15 protein-coding genes are annotated in these 18,543 nt (G+C 61.7%); 5 read left to right on the top strand and 10 right to left on the bottom strand.

The annotated features are described in order from the left end of the window. Positions 1–253 precede the first annotated feature (253 nt). Positions 254–1,843: an ABC-F family ATPase gene (locus J3P97_RS15025; RefSeq protein ID WP_215005954.1), complete on the bottom strand. Its 1,590-nt coding sequence runs from the start codon at positions 1,841–1,843 to the stop codon at positions 254–256. Positions 1,844–2,250: 407 nt separating this feature from the next. Between J3P97_RS15025 and lpxO the strand changes: the two genes are divergently transcribed. Further along, the gene (gene lpxO, locus J3P97_RS15020; protein ID WP_434672118.1) at positions 2,251–3,150 is read left to right on the top strand and encodes a lipid A hydroxylase LpxO; all 900 of its coding nucleotides are present in this window, start codon (positions 2,251–2,253) and stop codon (positions 3,148–3,150) included. A 5-nt stretch (positions 3,151–3,155) separates the two neighbouring features. Here lpxO and ligD read toward each other — a convergent pair whose 3' ends face one another. Together ligD and J3P97_RS15010 are read right to left on the bottom strand one after the other, a co-directional pair. Then, a complete protein-coding gene (ligD, locus tag J3P97_RS15015) occupies positions 3,156–5,144 on the bottom strand; it encodes a DNA ligase D (RefSeq protein ID WP_434672117.1) in 1,989 nt (662 codons plus the stop codon). 33 nt (positions 5,145–5,177) lie between these two features. Then, positions 5,178–6,068, bottom strand: coding sequence for a Ku protein (locus tag J3P97_RS15010; protein ID WP_434600956.1), 891 nt, complete (start codon positions 6,066–6,068; stop codon positions 5,178–5,180). Between the two features lie 224 nt (positions 6,069–6,292). On the opposite strand from J3P97_RS15010, the gene J3P97_RS15005 reads away from it, so the two are divergent. The 4 genes from J3P97_RS15005 (at position 6,293) to J3P97_RS14990 (ending at position 9,884) form a co-directional block, all read left to right on the top strand. Further along, positions 6,293–6,634 carry a hypothetical protein gene (locus tag J3P97_RS15005; protein WP_434672116.1) on the top strand — a complete coding sequence of 114 codons (342 nt, stop codon included), beginning with the start codon at positions 6,293–6,295 and terminating at the stop codon, positions 6,632–6,634. Between the two features lie 40 nt (positions 6,635–6,674). Then, positions 6,675–7,844: a PQQ-dependent sugar dehydrogenase gene (locus J3P97_RS15000; RefSeq protein WP_434672115.1), complete on the top strand. Its 1,170-nt coding sequence runs from the start codon at positions 6,675–6,677 to the stop codon at positions 7,842–7,844. Positions 7,845–8,214: 370 nt separating this feature from the next. After that, entirely contained in the window at positions 8,215–9,222 is a 1,008-nt protein-coding gene (gene ilvA, locus J3P97_RS14995) for a threonine ammonia-lyase, biosynthetic (RefSeq protein ID WP_434672114.1), read from the top strand. 377 nt (positions 9,223–9,599) lie between these two features. Then, a complete protein-coding gene (locus J3P97_RS14990; RefSeq protein ID WP_434605157.1) occupies positions 9,600–9,884 on the top strand; it encodes a DUF1652 domain-containing protein in 285 nt (94 codons plus the stop codon). Between the two features lie 75 nt (positions 9,885–9,959). Here the strand turns inward: J3P97_RS14990 and J3P97_RS14985 are convergent, their stop codons facing one another. The 7 genes from J3P97_RS14985 to J3P97_RS14955 form a co-directional block, all read right to left on the bottom strand. Beyond that, the gene (locus tag J3P97_RS14985; RefSeq protein ID WP_434672113.1) at positions 9,960–10,898 is read right to left on the bottom strand and encodes a carbohydrate kinase family protein; all 939 of its coding nucleotides are present in this window, start codon (positions 10,896–10,898) and stop codon (positions 9,960–9,962) included. Positions 10,899–10,910: 12 nt separating this feature from the next. Beyond that, complete coding sequence (xylB, locus tag J3P97_RS14980; protein ID WP_434672112.1) at positions 10,911–12,398, bottom strand: xylulokinase; 1,488 nt, start codon at positions 12,396–12,398, stop codon at positions 10,911–10,913. A 189-nt stretch (positions 12,399–12,587) separates the two neighbouring features. After that, a complete protein-coding gene (locus tag J3P97_RS14975) occupies positions 12,588–14,069 on the bottom strand; it encodes a mannitol dehydrogenase family protein (RefSeq protein ID WP_434672111.1) in 1,482 nt (493 codons plus the stop codon). A gap of 15 nt (positions 14,070–14,084) precedes the next feature. Then, on the bottom strand, positions 14,085–15,188 hold the full coding sequence (locus tag J3P97_RS14970) for an ABC transporter ATP-binding protein (protein WP_434600949.1): 1,104 nt from the start codon (positions 15,186–15,188) through the stop codon (positions 14,085–14,087). Between the two features lie 39 nt (positions 15,189–15,227). Continuing rightward, complete coding sequence (locus tag J3P97_RS14965) at positions 15,228–16,058, bottom strand: carbohydrate ABC transporter permease (RefSeq protein WP_014338173.1); 831 nt, start codon at positions 16,056–16,058, stop codon at positions 15,228–15,230. Between the two features lie 10 nt (positions 16,059–16,068). Next, on the bottom strand, positions 16,069–17,004 hold the full coding sequence (locus J3P97_RS14960) for a carbohydrate ABC transporter permease (RefSeq protein ID WP_434672110.1): 936 nt from the start codon (positions 17,002–17,004) through the stop codon (positions 16,069–16,071). Positions 17,005–17,167: 163 nt separating this feature from the next. Continuing rightward, positions 17,168–18,478: an ABC transporter substrate-binding protein gene (locus tag J3P97_RS14955; RefSeq protein ID WP_434573885.1), complete on the bottom strand. Its 1,311-nt coding sequence runs from the start codon at positions 18,476–18,478 to the stop codon at positions 17,168–17,170. Positions 18,479–18,543: the final 65 nt, after the last annotated feature.

Raw genomic sequence — 18,543 nt, 5'->3', positions numbered from 1 at the left:
CAGGCTAACGGTTCGCCATCAATGATAGCTTCATAGTCAGCTAGGTCACCCACTTTGATATGGGGACAGGGCCATTGTGGGAGCGAGCCTGCTCGCGAAGGCGGTGTGTCAGGCAATCAGATGCCGACAGCGATGGCCTCTTCGCGAGCAGGCTCGCTCCCACAGGGTGTTGTGTTTGCTGTAGGAATGAAAAAGCCCCATCACATGGACAGGGCTTTTACTTGCAGCTTTCAGCTTGAAGCTTGCAGTTGTTTTAGAACAACACGCCCTGGCTGCGCAGGTAGTCGTCATAGGTGCCGCTGAAGTCGACCACGCCGTCGGCGCTGAGCTCGATGATGCGGGTTGCCAGGGACGACACGAACTCACGGTCGTGGCTGACGAAGATCAACGTGCCCGGATAGTTTTCCAGCGCCAGGTTCAGCGCTTCGATGGATTCCATGTCCAGGTGGTTGGTCGGTTCGTCCATCACCAGCACGTTCGGCTTTTGCAGGATCAGCTTGCCGAACAGCATGCGGCCTTGTTCACCACCGGAGATGACCTTGACCGACTTGAGGATCTCGTCGTTGGAAAACAGCATGCGGCCCAAGGTGCCACGAACCAGCTGCTCGCCACCCTGGGTCCACTGGCCCATCCAGTCGAACAGGTTGACGTCATCCTCGAAGTCATGGGCGTGGTCCTGGGCGTAGTAGCCCAGTTCCGCGGCGTCGGTCCATTTCACGGTACCGGCATCCGGTTCCAGTTCATTGACCAGGGTGCGCAGCAAGGTGGTCTTGCCGATGCCGTTCGGGCCAATGATCGCCACGCGCTCACCGGCTTCGACGGTGAAGCTGAAATCCTTGAACAGCGGCTTGCCGTCGAAGCCCTTGGCCATGCGTTCGACGATGACCGCCTGGCGGTGCAGCTTCTTGGTCTGCTCGAAACGGATGAACGGACTGACGCGGCTCGATGGCTTGACCTCGGCCAGCTGGATCTTGTCGATCTGCTTGGCGCGGGAGGTGGCCTGCTTGGCTTTCGAGGCGTTGGCCGAGAAACGGCTGACGAACGACTGCAGTTCGGAAATCTGTGCTTTCTTCTTGGCGTTGTCCGACAGCAGTTGCTCGCGGGACTGGGTCGCCACGGTCATGTACTCGTCGTAGTTGCCCGGGAACAGGCGCAGCTCGCCGTAGTCCAGGTCCGCCATGTGGGTGCAGACACTGTTCAGGAAGTGACGGTCGTGGGAGATGATGATCATCAGGCTCGAACGCTGGGTCAGTACGTTTTCCAGCCAGCGGATGGTGTTGATATCCAGGTGGTTGGTCGGCTCGTCGAGCAGCAGCACTTCCGGGTCGGAGAACAGCGCCTGGGCCAGCAGCACACGCAGTTTCCAGCCTGGCGACACTTCGCTCATCGGACCGAAATGCTGCTCGATGCCAATCCCCAGGCCCAACAGCAGTTCACCGGCGCGAGATTCGGCGGTGTAGCCGTCCATCTCGGCAAATTCGGTTTCCAGCTCAGCCACGGCCATGCCGTCTTCTTCGGTCATTTCCGGCAGCGAATAGATGCGGTCGCGCTCGGCCTTGACCTTCCACAGCTCTTCGTGACCCATGATCACGGTGTCGATCACGGTGAATTCTTCGTAGGCGAACTGATCCTGGCGAAGTTTACCCAGGCGCACGTTCGGCTCGAGCATCACCTGGCCGCCGGACGGCTCGAGGTCGCCGCCGAGGATTTTCATGAAGGTCGACTTGCCGCAACCGTTGGCGCCGATCAGGCCGTAGCGGTTACCCGCGCCGAACTTGACAGAGACGTTTTCGAACAGTGGCTTGGCGCCGAACTGCATCGTGATGTTAGCTGTAGAGATCAAAGGTTTATCCTGCGGAACATTCAGAGTAGCTAAGGGTGCGGCAGTACCTGTTCAGTACCTGTTTGCGCAAGTCCCGACCGCGCAAGCGGCTTGGCGATCACTGGCGCAAGGGTCCATCCGGCATATAGAGGACAGCTGCATACGGAGCGCCTGGCCCGAGTGGATATGCGCCGAAGCCGGGATTGCCGGTGTCAGCCAGAGGGGGCGCTTGATAGTTGGCGGCGATTGTACTGATCTGGCCGCGTTAACGATAGGGTGTAACCCAGGCAAGACAGTTTTTCACAACGCAGGGATAACTTTAAATCGGCAACTGTGGCTAAAATGCCATCTCACTCTACGCCATCTCCCTTGCCGCTTGGCTGGCCCCGGAGAAGCAGCCTGTTCACTTCTGGACCCTGACCAAATCCGTGAAGCTCATTATTGTCGCAATCTACGTACTTTCCATTGGCTATGTGCACCTGCGCGGGCGCGTGCGGCATAAACTCGGGCGCCAGTTGAGCGATCACTCATCCTTCCTTGCGCCGATCAATTGCCTGCTCTACCTGTGTTCGAAACTGCCCAACAGGCCTTTCCTGAGCCCGGCCCAGTTTCCCGACCTGAGCCCCTTGCAGGTCCATTGGGAAGAGATCCGCGCTGAAGGCCAGAGCCTGCTGCAAGCGGGGGAGATCAAGCGCTCCGATCAATATGACGACGTGGGCTTCAACTCGTTTTTCAAGACTGGCTGGAAGCGCTTCTACCTGAAGTGGTATGGCAACAGCCATCCCTCGGCGATGAAGCTGTGCCCGCGCACCACCGAACTGGTGCAGAGCATCGGCTCGATCAAGGCCGCGATGTTCGCCGAGCTGCCGCCGGGTTCGAAGCTGGTGCGTCATCGCGATCCGTATGCCGGGTCTTATCGCTACCACCTGGGGCTGCAGACACCCAACGACGCCGGCTGCTACATCGATGTCGACGGCGAGGCCTATCACTGGCGCGACGGCGAGGCGGTGGTGTTCGACGAAACATTCATCCACTACGCCGAGAACACCACGGCGCAGAACCGCATCATCCTGTTCTGCGACGTGGAGCGGCCGATGAGATTTCGTTGGGCCACCGCCTTCAATCGCTGGTTCAGCCGTACCGTGATGGCCGCTGCTGGCGCGCCGAATGACGCCGGGGACCGGACCGGTGGCCTGAACCGGGCGTTTTCCCGGCTGTACAAGATCCGCCTGCAAGGCAAAGCGCTGAAAAAGCGCAATCGCAAGCTGTATTATCTGCAGAAATGGGCGTTCTTTGGCGGCCTGTTGGCGATCTTCATCTGGATCTGAATGGTTCAGCCGCCCGGTTTTTCAGCCTCCAACTGTTCCCACATCTTCGCCGTGATCCGTTGGCGATGGTTGTAGCCTTCCCACGGATCGGCGCCCAGGCCCTTGGCCCGTTCCAGCGCGGTATGGATATCCCATTGCTGCGCGTTGCGCAGGCCGGCGAGTTCGTCCCGGGCGATCGGTATCGAAACCGGCAGGCCCGGCCGGGCACGCACCGAATAAGCGGCGACGGTACTGGCACCACGGGCGTTGCGCAGGTAGTCAATAAAGACCTTGCCCACGCGGTTTTTCGGGCCCATGGTCGCGGTGATCCGTTGCGGCATCTGCCGGGTCAGGAACTGCGATATGGCCTTGGCAAAGGCCTTGGTGACGTCCCACCCCTCGCTTCGCGCCAGCGGCACGATGACGTGCATGCCTTTGCCGCCGCTGGTCTTGAGAAACCCCTGCAAACCCAGTTCGTCGAGTACTGACAGGGTCATGCGCGTCGCGTCGAGCATGGCGTTCCAGGGCAACGACGGATCCGGGTCCAGGTCCAGCACAAACAGATCGGGCGTCTCGATCCGGTCATGGGTCGCCGTCCAGGTGTGCAGTTCCACCGCGCCCATCTGCGCCGCGCCGACCAGGGCATGGATGCTGTCGATTTCCATCAAAGCCGCATGGCCCGGGTCCAGCGCCGGATCGAGTTGCCTGATATGGGGGATTTCCAGGCGATCGGCGTGCTTCTGAAAAAACAGCTCCTCGCCAATCCCTTCCGGCGCCCGTACAAGGGAGACCGGCCGCAACTTGAGATGCGGCAGGATCCAGGGGGCGATGTCCAGGTAATACTGGGCCAGTTCGGCTTTCTGCACACCGCTGACGCTGTCGACGACGCGGTCCGGGTGGGTGATGACCACGCCGTCGACTTTCGCGGTGTCGGCCTTGCCGCGGCGTTTGGGCTTGGCGGGCGTGGCTTTGATGGGCATGGGTTGTTCACGCGTCACCCGACTGACCTGCCGGTCGCCGGGCAGATCGAGGAACACCGCCTGACGCACCAGCCCGTCGCGGGTCCATTCGGCAAATTCGATTTCGCAGACCTGCGTCGGCTCGACCCAATGCACGCCGCGCGCCGGTGCGCCTTTGAGCGGCTGGTCGAGTGGCGACGTTTCACGTTCCAAGGCACATAGCTGTTCATGCAGTTGTTTGAGTTGGGATTGGCTGAAGCCCGTGCCGACCCGGCCGGCATAGACCAGCCCCGACGGCCCGTTGACCGCCAGCAACAGTGCGCCGAAGCCGTTGCGCGTGCCTTGCGGGCGGGTGAACCCGACGATGACGAAGCATTGGCGCAGCCGACATTTGAGTTTGACCCAATCGGCGTTCCGTCCCGAGGCATAAGGGCTGCCCAGACGCTTGCCAACCACGCTGTCCAGTGACAGGGCGCTGGCGCTTTCGAAGATGTCATGCTGGCTGGCGGAAAACGCCTCGGAGAACCGCAGGCGCTTGCTGGCGTTGCTCTTGAGCGCATTTTTCAAGGCGGCGCGGCGTTCTTCAACCGGTTTGTCGCGCAGGTCGACGCCATTGAGAAACGGTGCGTCGAAAAGGAAATACAGCATGTCGACGCTGCGGCCGATCTCGAAGGCCTGGCGCAGGGCAGGGAAGTCGGAGTGCCCGGTTTCATCGAGCAGCACCAGTTCGCCGTCGAGCCAGCTGTCGCCCAGATTCAACTGGGCCAGGGCGTCGGCGTGCAGCGTGAGGCGATCGGTCCAGTCCGCATGGTGGCGATTGAACAGCCGGACCTCGCCGTTCTGGATGCGCGCCATCAACCGGTAGCCATGAAACTGCACTTCATAGCGCCACTCACCGGCCGGCGGTTGCTCCACCGGTGTCGCCAATTGCGGCGACAGACGTTCGGGGATTCGCCCCGTGTCGGTCTGCGCATTCCGGCGAGTGCGGCTACGAGTCGTTGGTTCATCCGCCTCCACGGCGGACAGGCGGGCATATTCACTCTCGGCCTTGGCCATGACAGATTCCCTTGTATTACAGGCGCCCGGGGGTTAGCCCCGGGAGGCCTTGGTGGCTTTTTTAGCAGGAGCGGATTTGCGCGTCTTGGTCGATTTTGCCGCAGGCTTTTCGGCAGGCTTTTCCGCCGTCTTGCCCTTGCCGCCGAGGCTGCGCTTGAGCAGCTCGGTGAGGTCGATAACGTCGGCGGTTTTGCGCTGTTCTTCGCCGGGGTCGGTTTCCACCGCTTCGAGCCGGCCTTCGGTGGCTTTTTTCTCCACCAGTTCCATGATCTTTTCCTGGAAACTGTCACGGTATTCCTGGGGTTCCCAGTCGCCACTCATGTCTTCCACCAGCCGTTTGGCCATGTCCAGTTCGCCCTTCGCCAGCGTCGGGTTGGTGACTTCGTCGCCCAGTTCCAGGACGTCGAGTTCGCGGACTTCGGCGGGCCAGCGCAGCAGCACCAGCACCAAGGCCGATTCCAAGGGCATCAGCGCGGCCAGGTGCTGGCGGGTATGCATCACCACATTCGCCAGCGCGACTTTGTTGGTCTTGAGCAGGGTTTCGCGCAGCAGGGCGTAGACCTTGCCACCACGTTTGTCAGGTGCGAGGAAATACGGCTTTTCGATGTTCTGCAGGGGGATCTTCTCGCTGTCGACGAAGGAAAAGATGTCGATGGTCTGGGTGGACTTGGGGTGGGCGGCGCGAATCTCCTCTTCGCTGATCAGCACGTATTGGCCTTTCTGGTATTCCACGCCTTTGACGATGTCGTCCTTGGTCACCTCCTTGCCGGTAACCTTGTTGACCCGCTTGTAGCCCACCGGGTCCATGCTGCGTTTGTCCAGCCAGTCGAAATCCACGCCCTGGGACGCGGTGGCTGACACCAGGGCCACGGGAATGTGGACCAGCCCGAAACTGATTGCGCCTTTCCAGATAGCCCGTGCCATGGTGGAGTTTTCCTTGCCGGTGAATAGTCTCTCTGGTGACCCTTGGGTCTCTGGAAAAGTTTCCATTGGGCGCCGGCTGGCTGCGGTTGGGGTCCTCCAGGGGCGCTGAGTTGGAGACGCCTGGTTACATCTTCGTGAGGATATTTTGCTTAACAACGGCGAACCTGCGGCGTAGCGTGTTTTCGAAATGCGGGTGCCGTACCCATGAAATCAGGAAGGTCTCGATGAACAGGCTGATACTCGCCATCTTGGTGCTGCTGACGGCAGCCACTGCCCAGGCGGCTACGCCCGGCGCCGATCCAGTACTCGTGGCGCAGAGCCTGCCGGGCAACAACAATCCCTACAACAGTCCGATTCGCCGGGCCAACCCGAACAGCATGCAGGGCACCCAGCCCAACGTGCCAGGCCTACGGAACAACCCGACGGTTCCGGTTCCCCGACCGCCGACCCTGGAGAATGGCGGCATCGGCAACGGCTACCCGCGTTCCGGGCCGCCATCGGGGTCGCCACGCCCCACCATCGAGGCGCCGACGCCTCCCCGGCACACCAATAACGGCAATCGTTGAGACACCGTGCCGATCAACACCACCACAGAAGGAAGTGTGCATGTTGCGTAAAACATTCCTGGCAACACTTTGCGCCAGCGCTGTCCTGGCCCTTTCAGCGCCGGCCTCTGCCGCGCCAGTCCAGCAATTCAAGGCCGAGGATGGCACCGTCGAAGTCACCACGGTCACCCGGGGGCTGGAGCGGCCCTGGTCCGTGGCGTTCCTGCCGGAGCAGCAGGGCATGCTGGTCACGGAGCGTCCCGGTAACCTGCGATGGGTGAAGGCCGACGGGAAATTGTCTGCACCGTTGAGCGGGGTTCCCGAGGTCTGGGCCAAGGGGCAGGGTGGTTTGCTGGATGTTGTGCTGTCTCCGGACTTCAAACAGGATCGCACCGTCTACCTGTCGTATGCCGAGGCGGGCGAGGCGGGCGAGGCGGGCGAGGATGGCAAGGCCGGCACGGCGGTGGGCCGTGGGCAGTTGTCCAGCGACATGACGCGCCTGGACAACTTCGATGTAATTTTCCGCCAGCAACCCAAACTCTCGACGGGCAACCATTTCGGTTCGCGCCTGGTATTCGACCGGGACGGCTATCTGTTCATCACCCTGGGCGAAAACAACGACCGTCCGACCGCACAGGACCTGGACAAGCTGCAAGGCAAGATCGTGCGGATCTATCCCGACGGCAAGGTGCCGGACGACAACCCTTTCGTGGGACAGAAAAACGTCCGTCCCGAGATCTGGTCCTACGGCTTGCGCAATCCCCAAGGCGCCGCGCTCAATCCCTGGAATGGCACGCTCTGGGAGAATGAGCATGGCCCCAAGGGCGGTGACGAGCTGAACATCATCGAGCGCGGCAAGAACTATGGCTGGCCGTTGGCGACTCACGGCGACAACTATTCCGGCGCGCCGATTCCCGAGGCCCAAGGCAAGACCGCGAAGGGTACGGTCGGCCCCCATCACGTCTGGCAGGTATCGCCAGGGCTCAGCGGCATGGCGTTCTACGACAATGACCGGTTCAAGGCCTGGCAACGCAACGCGTTTGTCGGGGCGCTGGTTTCCAGGGACCTGATTCGCCTGGAGTTCGACGGCGACAAGGTTGTCCATGAAGAACGTTTGCTCGGCGAGCTCAAGGAGCGGATCCGCGACGTTCGCCAGGGGCCGGATGGTTTCCTCTATGTGCTGACAGACGACGATGACGGTGCGCTGTACAAGGTCGGGCTGAAGCAATAAGCATGTCATGAAGCTTTTTGTGGCGAGGGAGCTTGCTCCCGCTGGGCTGCGTGGCAGCCCCATGCAGGCAACGCGATGAGCCTGACACACCGAGTGTCCGATCTTGGGGTTGCTTCGCAACCCAGCGGGAGCAAGCTCCCTCGCCACAGCATCAAAAGCGTCCGAGGATCACGGAGGCCGGGGATTTCCGTTGACTTCCCGTTCCCTCGCGGCTAGTTTCCAACCATGACTTCCACCGTACTGCGCAGCCAGCCAAGCATTATTACCGCCATTCCTTATCTGGCGGGCTAGCTGACGACTGCACCCAACCCGCCCTAGAGGCGGGTTTTTTCTTTCTGTCTCCAGGGCTTTACCCGACCAGGAGACCGCCATGACCCCAACCAGCCCCGAGCAGACGCTACTGGAGCACTACGTCAAGAAGATCCTTGCCGCTGCGGTGTACGAACTGGCGGTGCCCACGCCGCTGCAAGCGGCTGCGGCGCTGTCCCAGGCCTTGGGCAATCGGATTCTGCTCAAGCGCGAGGACCTGCAACCGACGTTCTCGTTCAAGATCCGCGGCGCTTATAACAAGCTCGTGCAACTGACCCCCGAGCAACGCAGCCGTGGCGTGATCACCGCATCGGCGGGCAACCACGCCCAAGGCGTGGCGCTGACGGCTCAAGCGTTGGGTATATCGGCGTGCATTGTCATGCCGCGCACGACGCCACAACTGAAAGTACTGGGCGTGCGCAGTCGCGGGGCCGAAGCGTTGCTGCACGGTGAGAGTTTTCCATTCGCCCTGGAATTCGCCCTGGACCTGGCTCGGCAGACCGGGCGGGAATTCGTCTCGCCGTTCGATGACCCGCAAGTCATCGCCGGGCAGGGAACCGTCGCGATGGAGATCCTGCGCCAGCATCCAGGTCAGCTGGATGCCATCTTTGTTCCGGTCGGCGGTGGCGGCTTGATTGCCGGGGTGGCGGCTTACGTCAAATACCTGCGTCCGGAGGTGCGCATCATTGGCGTCGAGTCGGAACACTCCGCATGCCTCCAGGCCGCACTGGCAGCAGGGGAGCGGGTGACGCTAGCGAGCGTCGGCACGTTCGCCGACGGCGTGGCTGTCGCGCAGATCGGCGCCCATGGCTTCGATATCTGTCGTTTCTGCGTCGATGAAGTGATCACCGTCAGCAACGACCAGCTCTGCGGCGCGATCCGGGATATCTATGACGACACCCGCTCGATCACCGAGCCATCCGGCGCCCTGGCGGTGGCGGGGATCAAGCGCTACGTGACGGACAGCGGAGCGCAGGGCCAGACACTGGTGGCGATCAACTCTGGCGCAAACATCAACTTCGACAGCTTGGGCCACGTGGCAGAGCGCGCGGCAATGGCTGCGTCTTGAGGTGCTCCCGCGCACCATATTTTTTGAAGTAGCCGACGGGTGCCCGCCCGTGAAGTCGAAATAGTGGCTAATCTCCAGCCTGGCAAGTTGAGCGGCGCGATGCAGTTTGCATGGATAAAACACCGTTTCCTTGCATTTTGCATGGCCGTTGCGTTGGACCTGACTGCTAAGTAATTGATTTGTAACAGTGTCGCTGTACTGATTTACGGGCATATTTTTTGCGAGTTGATACCCGAGTCCGATGACGGGCTCCAACACCAGAAAACGCCAAAATGAACGAACGGCACGGCATTCGAAGTCCTGTCCGCAGGGAAGAATCGGACGAAAATACCGCCGTCGTGAACATGAATTGGCTGCCTCAAAAGGAGAGAGTTGCCATGTTTTTATCTGCCCTCGAAATGCGAAACATCATTGAAAGCAGCCTGCTGCCCAAACGCTCGCAATGCACCTTGTCACCTGATCTGTCCATGACCGTTAAAATCTACGACGACCACCAGACCGACCGCGTGGCGTTGGTCAAGAGCGATATTGACGCCACCAAGCTCACCGGCTGCCGCGCCATTAACGATCTGATTGCGGAACTGCGTACCGAACTCGACCGTGGCCAGGGTCACGGCCACGGGAACTATTTCCACCAGCAACACCGGATGAGCGGGCGTTAAGCACCGCCCGACCTTTGCAAACCTGACGACCGGGTCCGATATTGTTCGAACCCGGCGTCCAGCTTTCGATTTTTCCTAGACCAATTGCTGCCGATAGGGCAGGTCTGGCCCGACTTTGCCGCACGTCAGTGCCGCGGCGCGCATGGCGAAATGCAGCATCTCCCCGATCTGCTCCGCGCTCAGCGAATGCAAACCCTGCACATCATCCAACTGCTGCTCGGTCAGCCAAGCGATCAGCGCAGCCTGGAACGTGTCGCCCGCGCCCACCGTATCGGCAATCTGGACCGGGCAGGCGGGAAGCGACCATACGCCATGCTGACGGCTGAACACCGTTGCGCCCTGGCCGCCACGGGTGAGGAAGGCCAACTGACAGCGGTGCTCCAGCCAGCCCCCAATCACTTCATGTGGGTCCCGGTCAGGGTAGAGCAGGCTCAGGTCCTCATCGCTGACCTTGATCAGGTCGGCGTATTCCACCAGCGTCGCGATCCGTGAACGCCACAACTCGATGTCTGGCTGCGGATTGAGCCGCACGTTAGGGTCGAGGCTGATGAGGCGTCGGCCGCTTTCGCGTTGTACCAGTGCCAGCAGCGTATCGCCCACTGGTTGCACCACCAATGAGAACGAACCCACATGCAGGCCGCGCACTTGCGGGCCCAGCGTCGGCAAATGCTCCACGCGCAGTTGCCGGTCTGCGCAGCCTTCGCCACGGAAGCTGTAGTGGGGCGAGCCGTTGGCGCCGACAGCGACCATGGCCAGGGTGGTAGGGGCCTCGAAGTCCTGGGCAAATTGAATGCTGACGCCTTCGTCCACCAGCACCTGTTTCAAGCGCCGGCCCAGATAGTCGGTGGACAGCCCGGTGAACAGCGCCGACTCGATCCCCAGTCGACGCAAACCCACCGCCACGTTGAACGGTGAGCCACCGGCGAGCGCCTTGAAGTTAACTTGCGAAGCCGGAGTCTGCGCTTCGTTTGCGCTGAAGAAATCAAACAGCGCTTCACCACATACCAGATACATAATTGCCTGCTCTCAAAGGGTTGCGACGTGTTGCCGGTAACGTTCGTAGGCTTGTTGTGACGCCGCTACGTGTGCGGCGACGGGCCGGGTTTCGCTGGCCGGGTCGAGTTTGACGCAGCGCTCGCACAGGTCGGCCAGGGATGTTTGCCCGGCGCCATGACACCACGCCGCCTGGATCGCCCCGCCCAGGGCAGCGGCTTCGCTCTGTTCGGTGCAAATGACGGTAGTGTCCATGATGTCGGCGACGATCTGTCGCCAGACCGGGCTCTTCGAACCGCCGCCGATCAGGCGAATGCTCTGGGCCTTGAGCCCGTTGGCACGGAGCAGGTCGAGGCCATAGCGCAGGCCGAAGGTCGTGCCTTCGACCACCGCGCGGCAGAGGTTGGCCCGGGTCAGGTTGGTGGTCGTCAGGCCCAGCAGGCTGCCGGTGGCATGGGGCAGGGCGGGGACGCGTTCGCCATTGAGGAACGGCAACATGCACACGCCCTCGGCACCGATCGGTGCCTGGGTTATCAGGGTATTGAACGTATCGATGTCCAGTTCCAGCAGCTCGCGCAGCGCTCCGGTGGCGTTGGTCAGGTTCATGGTGCAGATCAACGGCAGCCAGCCGCCGCTCGACGAACAGAACGTCGCCACGGATGCTTGCGGGCTGACCACGGGCTCGGCGGCATACGCATACACCGTGCCGGAGGAACCGAGGCTCATGGTGATCACGCCGGGCTGGATGTTGCCGGTGCCGATGGCGCCCATCATGTTGTCGCCGCCGCCACTGGCGACCACCGCGTCGGGGTTGAGGCCCAGGTGTGCGGCGATCTCGGGCAGGATCCTGCCGACTGGCTGATGGGCCTCGATCAGCTCGGGCAAGGCCGATTCCAGCCGGCCGCTGGGGTCGATATGGCGCAGCAGCGCGCGATCCCATTGGCGGGTACGGACGTTGAAGTAGCCGGTGCCCGAGGCATCGCCATACTCGCTGCAATGGCGCCCGGTAAGCCAGTAGTTGAGGAAGTCGTGGGGCAGCAGGATGCTGGCGGTTCGCTCGAATACCTGCGGGTGCTGTTCCCGGGTCCAGAGCAGTTTGGACACCGTGTAGCCCGGCGCAATCACCACGCCGAGGCGTTCCAGGCTGCCTTCTTCACCGCCGAGATGCGCCAGGAGACGATCGTTTTCCGCGGTCGTCTCGGTATCGCACCACAGTTTTGCCGGGCGCAGTACCTGGCCCTGCTCATCGAGCAATACCAGGCCGTGCTGCTGGCCGGAGACGCCGATGCCGAGAATCGACTGGCCATCGACCTTTGCATCCGCCAGCGCTTGCCGAGTGGCCTGGGTGAACGCGTCGAGCCATTGCCGGGTGTCTTGTTCCCGGCGGCCGTTGGCACCGCTGATCATGTCGTGGGCGGCGGCGCCCTGGCCGAGTACCTGGCCGCTGATCGAATCGAGGATCAGCGCCTTGGTGCCTTGGGTGCCGCAGTCGATGCCCAGGAACAGTTGTTGGTTTGCCATGGAAATCCTCGGGTCAAAAGAACAGTCGATACAATACCTGCGGTTAACGGCTTACCTGTGGCGAGGGAGCTTGCTCTCGCTGGGCTGCGCAGCAGCCCCACCCAGGCAACGCGGTGAATCTGACAAACCCAGGGGGTCGCTTCGCAACCCAGCGGGAGCAAGCTCCCTCGCCACGAATGCGGGTTGCATCTAGCCTTGATCAGCCAGCACTCGCTCCAGCGTCTTGGTCACCCCTTGCTCGCGCAAGCTGTTGCAGCACCATTCGAATGCTGCCACGAACTCGGGCGAACGGGGGATGGCCGTGCCAAAAATTTCTTCCACTGCAAGCATTCTCTGGGTCACCAGCGCGTCGTCGGCCACCAGCGCCTGGCAGAACGCCGCGCGTGGATCGGGGATCGTATAGGTCGTGCCATTTTCATCTACCCCTTTGAGGTAAACAGCCCAGGCCGCCACCACCAGCGCCGCGCGGCGGGTCTGGCCGCCGTCGGCGATCAGGCGGTTGATGGTCGGCACGGTGAATTTGGGAAATTTCGACGAGCCATCCGAACACACCCGTTCCAACTGGTCGGCGATGGCCTGGTTGGAGAAGCGCTCCACCAGGGTGTCCTTGTATTCCGTCAGGTCGATGCCCGGCACGGGGGCCAGTTGTGGCGTCACGTCCAGGTCCATGTAGGCGCGGATGTAACGCACGAACAACGGGTCGTTCATGGTTTCGTGGACGAAACGATACCCCTTGAGGAAACCCAGGTACGTCAACGCGAGATGACTGCCATTGAGCAGCTTGATCTTCATCTCTTCATAGGGCGAAACGTCATCGGTGAACTGCACACCGACCTTCTCCCAGGCCGGGCGACCATTGACGAACTTGTCCTCCAGCACCCATTGCACAAAGGGTTCGCACACCACTGGCCAAGCGTCGTCGATGCCATGCTCGTCGTGCAGCTGCAAGCGGTGGGCGCTGCTGGTCATCGGGGTGATGCGATCGACCATGGCGTTGGGGAAGCTCACGTTCTGCTCGATCCATTGTTTCAGTCCGGGGTCTCGCAACGTGGCAAACGCCAGCATTGCCTTGCGCGTGACGGCGCCGTTGTGGGGCAGGTTATCGCAGGACATCAGGGTGAACGCCGGCGTCCCTGTAGCCCGGCGTTTGGCCAGCGCGGCGCAGAGGAAGCCGAACACGGTGTGCGGTTCGTCCGGATGGGCCAGGTCGTGCTGGATCTGCGGCAGATGGGCCATGAATTCGCCGTTGCTGTCGTCAATGCAATAACCACCCTCGGTGATCGTCAGCGAGACGATGCGGATCTGCGGGTCGGCCAGTTTGTCGATCAACGCCTGGGCGCCATCCTCGGCCAACAGCATGTCGGCGATCGCGCCGATGACCCGGACTTCGGTGTCGTCGGTATCGCCCAGTTCATACAGGGTGAACAGGTGGTCCTGGCCAGCCAGATCATCCCGGGCCCGGCGATCTTCCGCCCGCAGGCCGACGCCGCAGATCGCCCAGTCGAGGCCTTCGCCGGTGTTCATCAACGCATCGGTGTAATACGCCTGGTGCGCACGGTGGAAACCGCCGACGCCGATGTGGGCGATGCCCTGGCGGCGGTCGCCCATGTTGTAAGCGGGCAGGGCGACCTCGGCGTTGAGGTTGTGCAGGTTCTGTCGGTTGAGTTTCATCGCAAATCTCGGCAATCAGGCGGCAGCGCGCAGCGCGCGGGAAACCGCAACGCCTTCGGCATCGAATAAGTGGCAATGTTCGGCGTCCAGGTGCAGCTCCAGTTGCTCGCCGAAACGGCTCGCCAGGTCACCCCGCACGCGCATGGTCAGGGCTTCGCCGGAGGCGGTGACGACATGGCAGAAGGTGTCGCTGCCCAGGCGTTCGCTGACATCGGCGGTGACCCGCAGCGTGCAATCACCCGGTTGCGCCAGGTTCAGGTGTTCCGGGCGAATCCCCAGGGTTACCGCGCCGCCGACGCTCAGGTTGGCACCGCTGCGCGGCAGGCTGATGCGGGTGCCGGCGTCCAGCAGCACTTCACAACCCTGGCCGTCCAGGCCGGTGACCTTGCCCTTGAGAAAACCCATCTTCGGCGTGCCGAGGAACCCGGCGACGAACAGGTTGGCCGGCTGGTGATACAGCTCCAGCGGCGAGCCGACCTGCTCGATGCGCCCGCCGTTGAGCACCACCACCTTGTCGGCCAGGGTCATGGCTTCGACCTGGTCGTGGGTCACGTAGATCATGGTTGCCTGCAACTCTTTATGCAGGCGCGCCAGTTCCAGGCGCATCTGCACGCGCAGGGCGGCGTCGAGGTTCGACAAGGGCTCGTCGAAGAGGAAGATTTTCGGGTTGCGCACGATGGCCCGGCCGATCGCCACGCGCTGGCGCTGGCCGCCGGACAGCTGCTTGGGCTTGCGCTCCAGCATCGGCCCCAGTTCGAGGATGCGCGCCGCTTCGTTGACTTTTTTTTCCACCTCGGCCTTGGGCACACCGGCGAGGTCGAGGGCGAAGGACATGTTCTTGCGCACGCTCATGTGCGGGTACAGGGCATAGGTCTGGAACACCATCGCCAGGTCGCGCTTGGCCGGGCTGACTTCGGTGATGTCACGGCCGTCCAGCTCGATGGTGCCGTCGCTGACTTCTTCCAGGCCGGCGATCAGCCGCAGCAGCGTGGACTTGCCGCAGCCCGAGGGGCCGACGAAAACCACGAATTCGCGGTCGTTCACTTCAAGGTCGATGCCCTTGATGATGGAAAAGCCTTCGAAGCCTTTTTGCAGATTCTTGATTTTCAGGTTGGCCATGATGATGGGCCTCCACTTCTGATGACTGTGTAGGGCGCGTTACTTCACCGCGCCGAAGGACAAACCGCGCACCAGTTGTTTCTGGCTGATCCAGCCGAAAATCAGGATCGGCGCGCAGGCCAGGGTCGAGACGGCGGACAACTTGGCCCAGAACAGGCCCTCGGGGCTGGAATAAGAGGCGATCAGTGCTGTCAGCGGCGCGGCTTTGGATGAGGTCAGGTTGAGCGACCAGAACGCCTCGTTCCAGCACAGGATCAGCGACAGCAGCACCGTTGACGCGAGGCCGCCCTTGGCGATCGGCAGCAGCACGCGGACCATTTCCTGCCACAGGGTGGCACCGTCCAGGCGCGCGGCTTCGAGGATGTCGCGCGGGATGTCCTTGAAGTAGGTGTAAATCATCCAGACCACGATCGGCAGGTTGATCAGCGTGTAGATGATGATCAGCGCGAGGCGCGTGTCCAGCAGGCCGAACTGCTTGGCCAGCAGATAGATCGGCATCAGCACGCCCACCGGCGGCAGCATTTTGGTGGAGAGCATCCACAGCAGCGTGCCTTTGGTGCGCTGGGTTTCGTAGAACGCCATGGAGTAGGCCGCCGGCACCGCGATCAGCAGGCACAGGGCGGTGGCGCTGAAGGAAATCACCACCGAGTTCCAGGCGAAGCTGAAGTAGTTGCTGCGCTCGTTGATGTGCAGGTAGTTCTCCAGTGTCGGCGCGAAGATGAACTGCGGCGGCGTGGCGAAGGCGTCGATTTCAGTCTTGAAGCTGGTCAGCACCATCCAGAAGATCGGAAAGAAGATCAGGATCGCGATGGCCCAAGCCAACGTGCCCAGCAGCAGGCTTTGCAGGCGACGGGATTGTTGAAGAGTCATGGCGACGGCCTCAATGCTTGTCGGTGAGGTTTTTGCCGATCATCCGGACCAGGATGATGGCAGCGATGTTGGCGATCACCACGGCGATCAGGCCACCGGCTGACGCCATGCCGACGTCGAACTGCACCAGCGCCTGGTTGTAGATCAGGTAGGCGAGGTTGGTGGAGGCGTAGCCAGGGCCACCGTTGGTGGTGGTGAAGATCTCGGCGAACACCGACAGCAGGAAAATCGTCTCGATCATCAGCACCACGGCAATAGGACGCGCCAGGTGTGGCAGGGTCAGGTGCCAGAAAATCGCGATCGGTCCGGCTCCGTCCAGGCGCGCGGCTTCTTTTTGTTCCTGGTCGAGGGACTGCATGGCGGTCATCAGGATCAGGATCGCGAAGGGCAGCCATTGCCACGACACGATAATGATGATCGACAGCAACGGGTAATGCGCCAGCCAGTCCACCGGCTGCGCACCGAAGAGCTTCCATACCGAGGCGAGGATGCCGGAAACCGGATGGAAGATCAGGTTCTTCCAGATCAGCGCGCCGACGGTGGGCATGATGAAAAACGGCGAGATCAGCAACACCCGCACGATGCCGCGACCGAAAAACTCGCTGGCCTCCAGCAACGCGCTGATCAATACGCCGAGCACGATACTGATCAGCAGCACGCTGCCCACCAGCAGCAAGGTATTGGTGGCACCGGGCATGAAGCCCGAATCGGTCAGGAAGTAAGTGAAGTTCTCCAGCCCGACGAATTCGTTTTCACCGGGGTAGAGCAGGTTGTAACGGATCATCGAGAAATAGACGGTCATGCCCAGCGGCACGATCATCCACAGCAGTAACAAGGCGACCGACGGGCTGACCAGGAACCAGCCGGGGTTGGCCAGGCGGATCTTGCGGACTGGAGGCGGAGCAATCTCGACGGGGGCTTTGGCGGTTGTCGTTGAGCTATTCATGAGCGCTTACTCTTATGCAACACATTCCCTGTGGCGAGGGAGCTTGCTCCCGCTGGACCGCGCAGCGGGCCCATGCCCATAGGCAATCTTTCTGATCGCCAGGGCGGGCTTTGCCCGCCAGCGGGAGCAAGCTCCCTCGCCACAAATGGATATTTACAAGTCTTTACTTGGGATACCCGGCGCGTTTCATCTCGCGCTCGGTGGTGGACTGCGCGGCGGTCAATGCCTGGTCCACGCTCTGCTGGCCGGTCAGCGCGCCGGAGAAGAACTTGCCGACCTGGGTGCCGATGGCCTGGAACTCGGGAATGGTCACCAACTGAATGCCGATGTAAGGCACGGGCTTGAGCGTCGGTGCTTTCGGGTCGGCGACTTTCAACGACTCCAGCGTCACCTTGGCAAACGGTGCGGCCTTCATGTACTCGTCGCTGTAGGTCGAGGCGCGGGTGCCTGGCGGTACGTTGGCAATGCCGTCGGTCTTGGCGACCAGTTGGCCGTATTCCTTGGACGTTGCCCAAGTGGTGAAGACCTTGGCCGCGTCCTTGGCTTTGGAACTGGTCGGGATGGCCAGGGACCAGGAGTACATCCACGAGGTGCCCTTGTCGGTTTTTTCGTGGGGGGCGAAAGTGAACCCGACGTGATCGGCCACCTTGCTCTGGGTCTTGTCGGTCACGAACGAACCGGCGACGCTGGCATCGACCCACATCGCGCACTTGCCGCTGTTGAACAGGGCCAGGTTCTCGTTGAAGCCGTTGCTGGACGCGCCCGGCGGGCCGGATTTCTTCATGTTGTCGACGTAGAAGTTCAGGGCATCCTTCCACTCAGGCCCATTGAACTCCGGCTGCCACTTCTCATCGAACCAGCGCGCGCCAAAACCGTTGGCCAGGGTCGTGATCAGCGCCATGTTCTCGCCCCAACCGGCCTTGCCCCGCAGGCACAGGCCATACTGTTCCTTGGACTTGTCGGTGAGCTTTTGCGCGAATTCACCGATCTGGGTCCAGGTCGGGTGCTCAGGCATGCTCAGCCCGGCGTTCTTGAACAGGTCCGTGCGGTAATAGGTGATCGAGCTTTCGGCATAGAACGGCAGGGCGTACAACGAGCCCTTGACCGACAAGCCATCGCGCACGGAAGGGAAGACGTCTTCCAGGTCGTAGGACGCCGGCAGGTCCTTCATCGGCTCCAGCCAGCCCTTGGCTCCCCACAGTGCGGCTTCGTACATGCCAATGGTCAGCACGTCGAACTGTCCACCCTGGGTGGCGATGTCGGTGGTCAGGCGCTGGCGCAGGACGTTTTCTTCGAGCACCACCCAGTTCAGCGTGATGTCCGGGTGCTCGGCCTCGAAAGTCTTCGAAAGCTTTTGCATGCGGATCATGTCGCTGTTGTTGACGGTGGCAATGGTCAGGGTTTGCGCGCCGAAACTGACGCTGCTGAGGGTCATGCAGGTGGAGACAAGCAGAGCTTTTACCGAAGGTTTCATCGCGCACTCCTTTTCCGCGCCCACGGGCTGCAGAAGGACAGTTATTGTTTTTGTGTCTTCCGGAT

This window comes from Pseudomonas sp. R1-15 (assembly GCF_051132085.1).
In the GTDB taxonomy this organism is placed as follows: domain Bacteria; phylum Pseudomonadota; class Gammaproteobacteria; order Pseudomonadales; family Pseudomonadaceae; genus Aquipseudomonas.
This window is presented reverse-complemented; position numbering and strand designations above follow the sequence as displayed.

Bases quoted from the DNA above. Each gene is read 5' to 3' on its own strand.
- ligD (WP_434672117.1), bottom strand. From the start codon at position 5,144: ATGGCCAAGGCCGAGAGTGAATATGCCCGCCTGTCCGCCGTGGAGGCG.
- J3P97_RS15010 (WP_434600956.1), bottom strand. From the start codon at position 6,068: ATGGCACGGGCTATCTGGAAAGGCGCAATCAGTTTCGGGCTGGTCCAC.
- J3P97_RS15005 (WP_434672116.1), top strand. From the start codon at position 6,293: ATGAACAGGCTGATACTCGCCATCTTGGTGCTGCTGACGGCAGCCACT.
- J3P97_RS15000 (WP_434672115.1), top strand. From the start codon at position 6,675: ATGTTGCGTAAAACATTCCTGGCAACACTTTGCGCCAGCGCTGTCCTG.
- ilvA (WP_434672114.1), top strand. From the start codon at position 8,215: ATGACCCCAACCAGCCCCGAGCAGACGCTACTGGAGCACTACGTCAAG.
- J3P97_RS14990 (WP_434605157.1), top strand. From the start codon at position 9,600: ATGTTTTTATCTGCCCTCGAAATGCGAAACATCATTGAAAGCAGCCTG.
- J3P97_RS14985 (WP_434672113.1), bottom strand. From the start codon at position 10,898: ATGTATCTGGTATGTGGTGAAGCGCTGTTTGATTTCTTCAGCGCAAAC.
- xylB (WP_434672112.1), bottom strand. From the start codon at position 12,398: ATGGCAAACCAACAACTGTTCCTGGGCATCGACTGCGGCACCCAAGGC.
- J3P97_RS14975 (WP_434672111.1), bottom strand. From the start codon at position 14,069: ATGAAACTCAACCGACAGAACCTGCACAACCTCAACGCCGAGGTCGCC.
- J3P97_RS14970 (WP_434600949.1), bottom strand. From the start codon at position 15,188: ATGGCCAACCTGAAAATCAAGAATCTGCAAAAAGGCTTCGAAGGCTTT.
- J3P97_RS14965 (WP_014338173.1), bottom strand. From the start codon at position 16,058: ATGACTCTTCAACAATCCCGTCGCCTGCAAAGCCTGCTGCTGGGCACG.
- J3P97_RS14960 (WP_434672110.1), bottom strand. From the start codon at position 17,004: ATGAATAGCTCAACGACAACCGCCAAAGCCCCCGTCGAGATTGCTCCG.
- J3P97_RS14955 (WP_434573885.1), bottom strand. From the start codon at position 18,478: ATGAAACCTTCGGTAAAAGCTCTGCTTGTCTCCACCTGCATGACCCTC.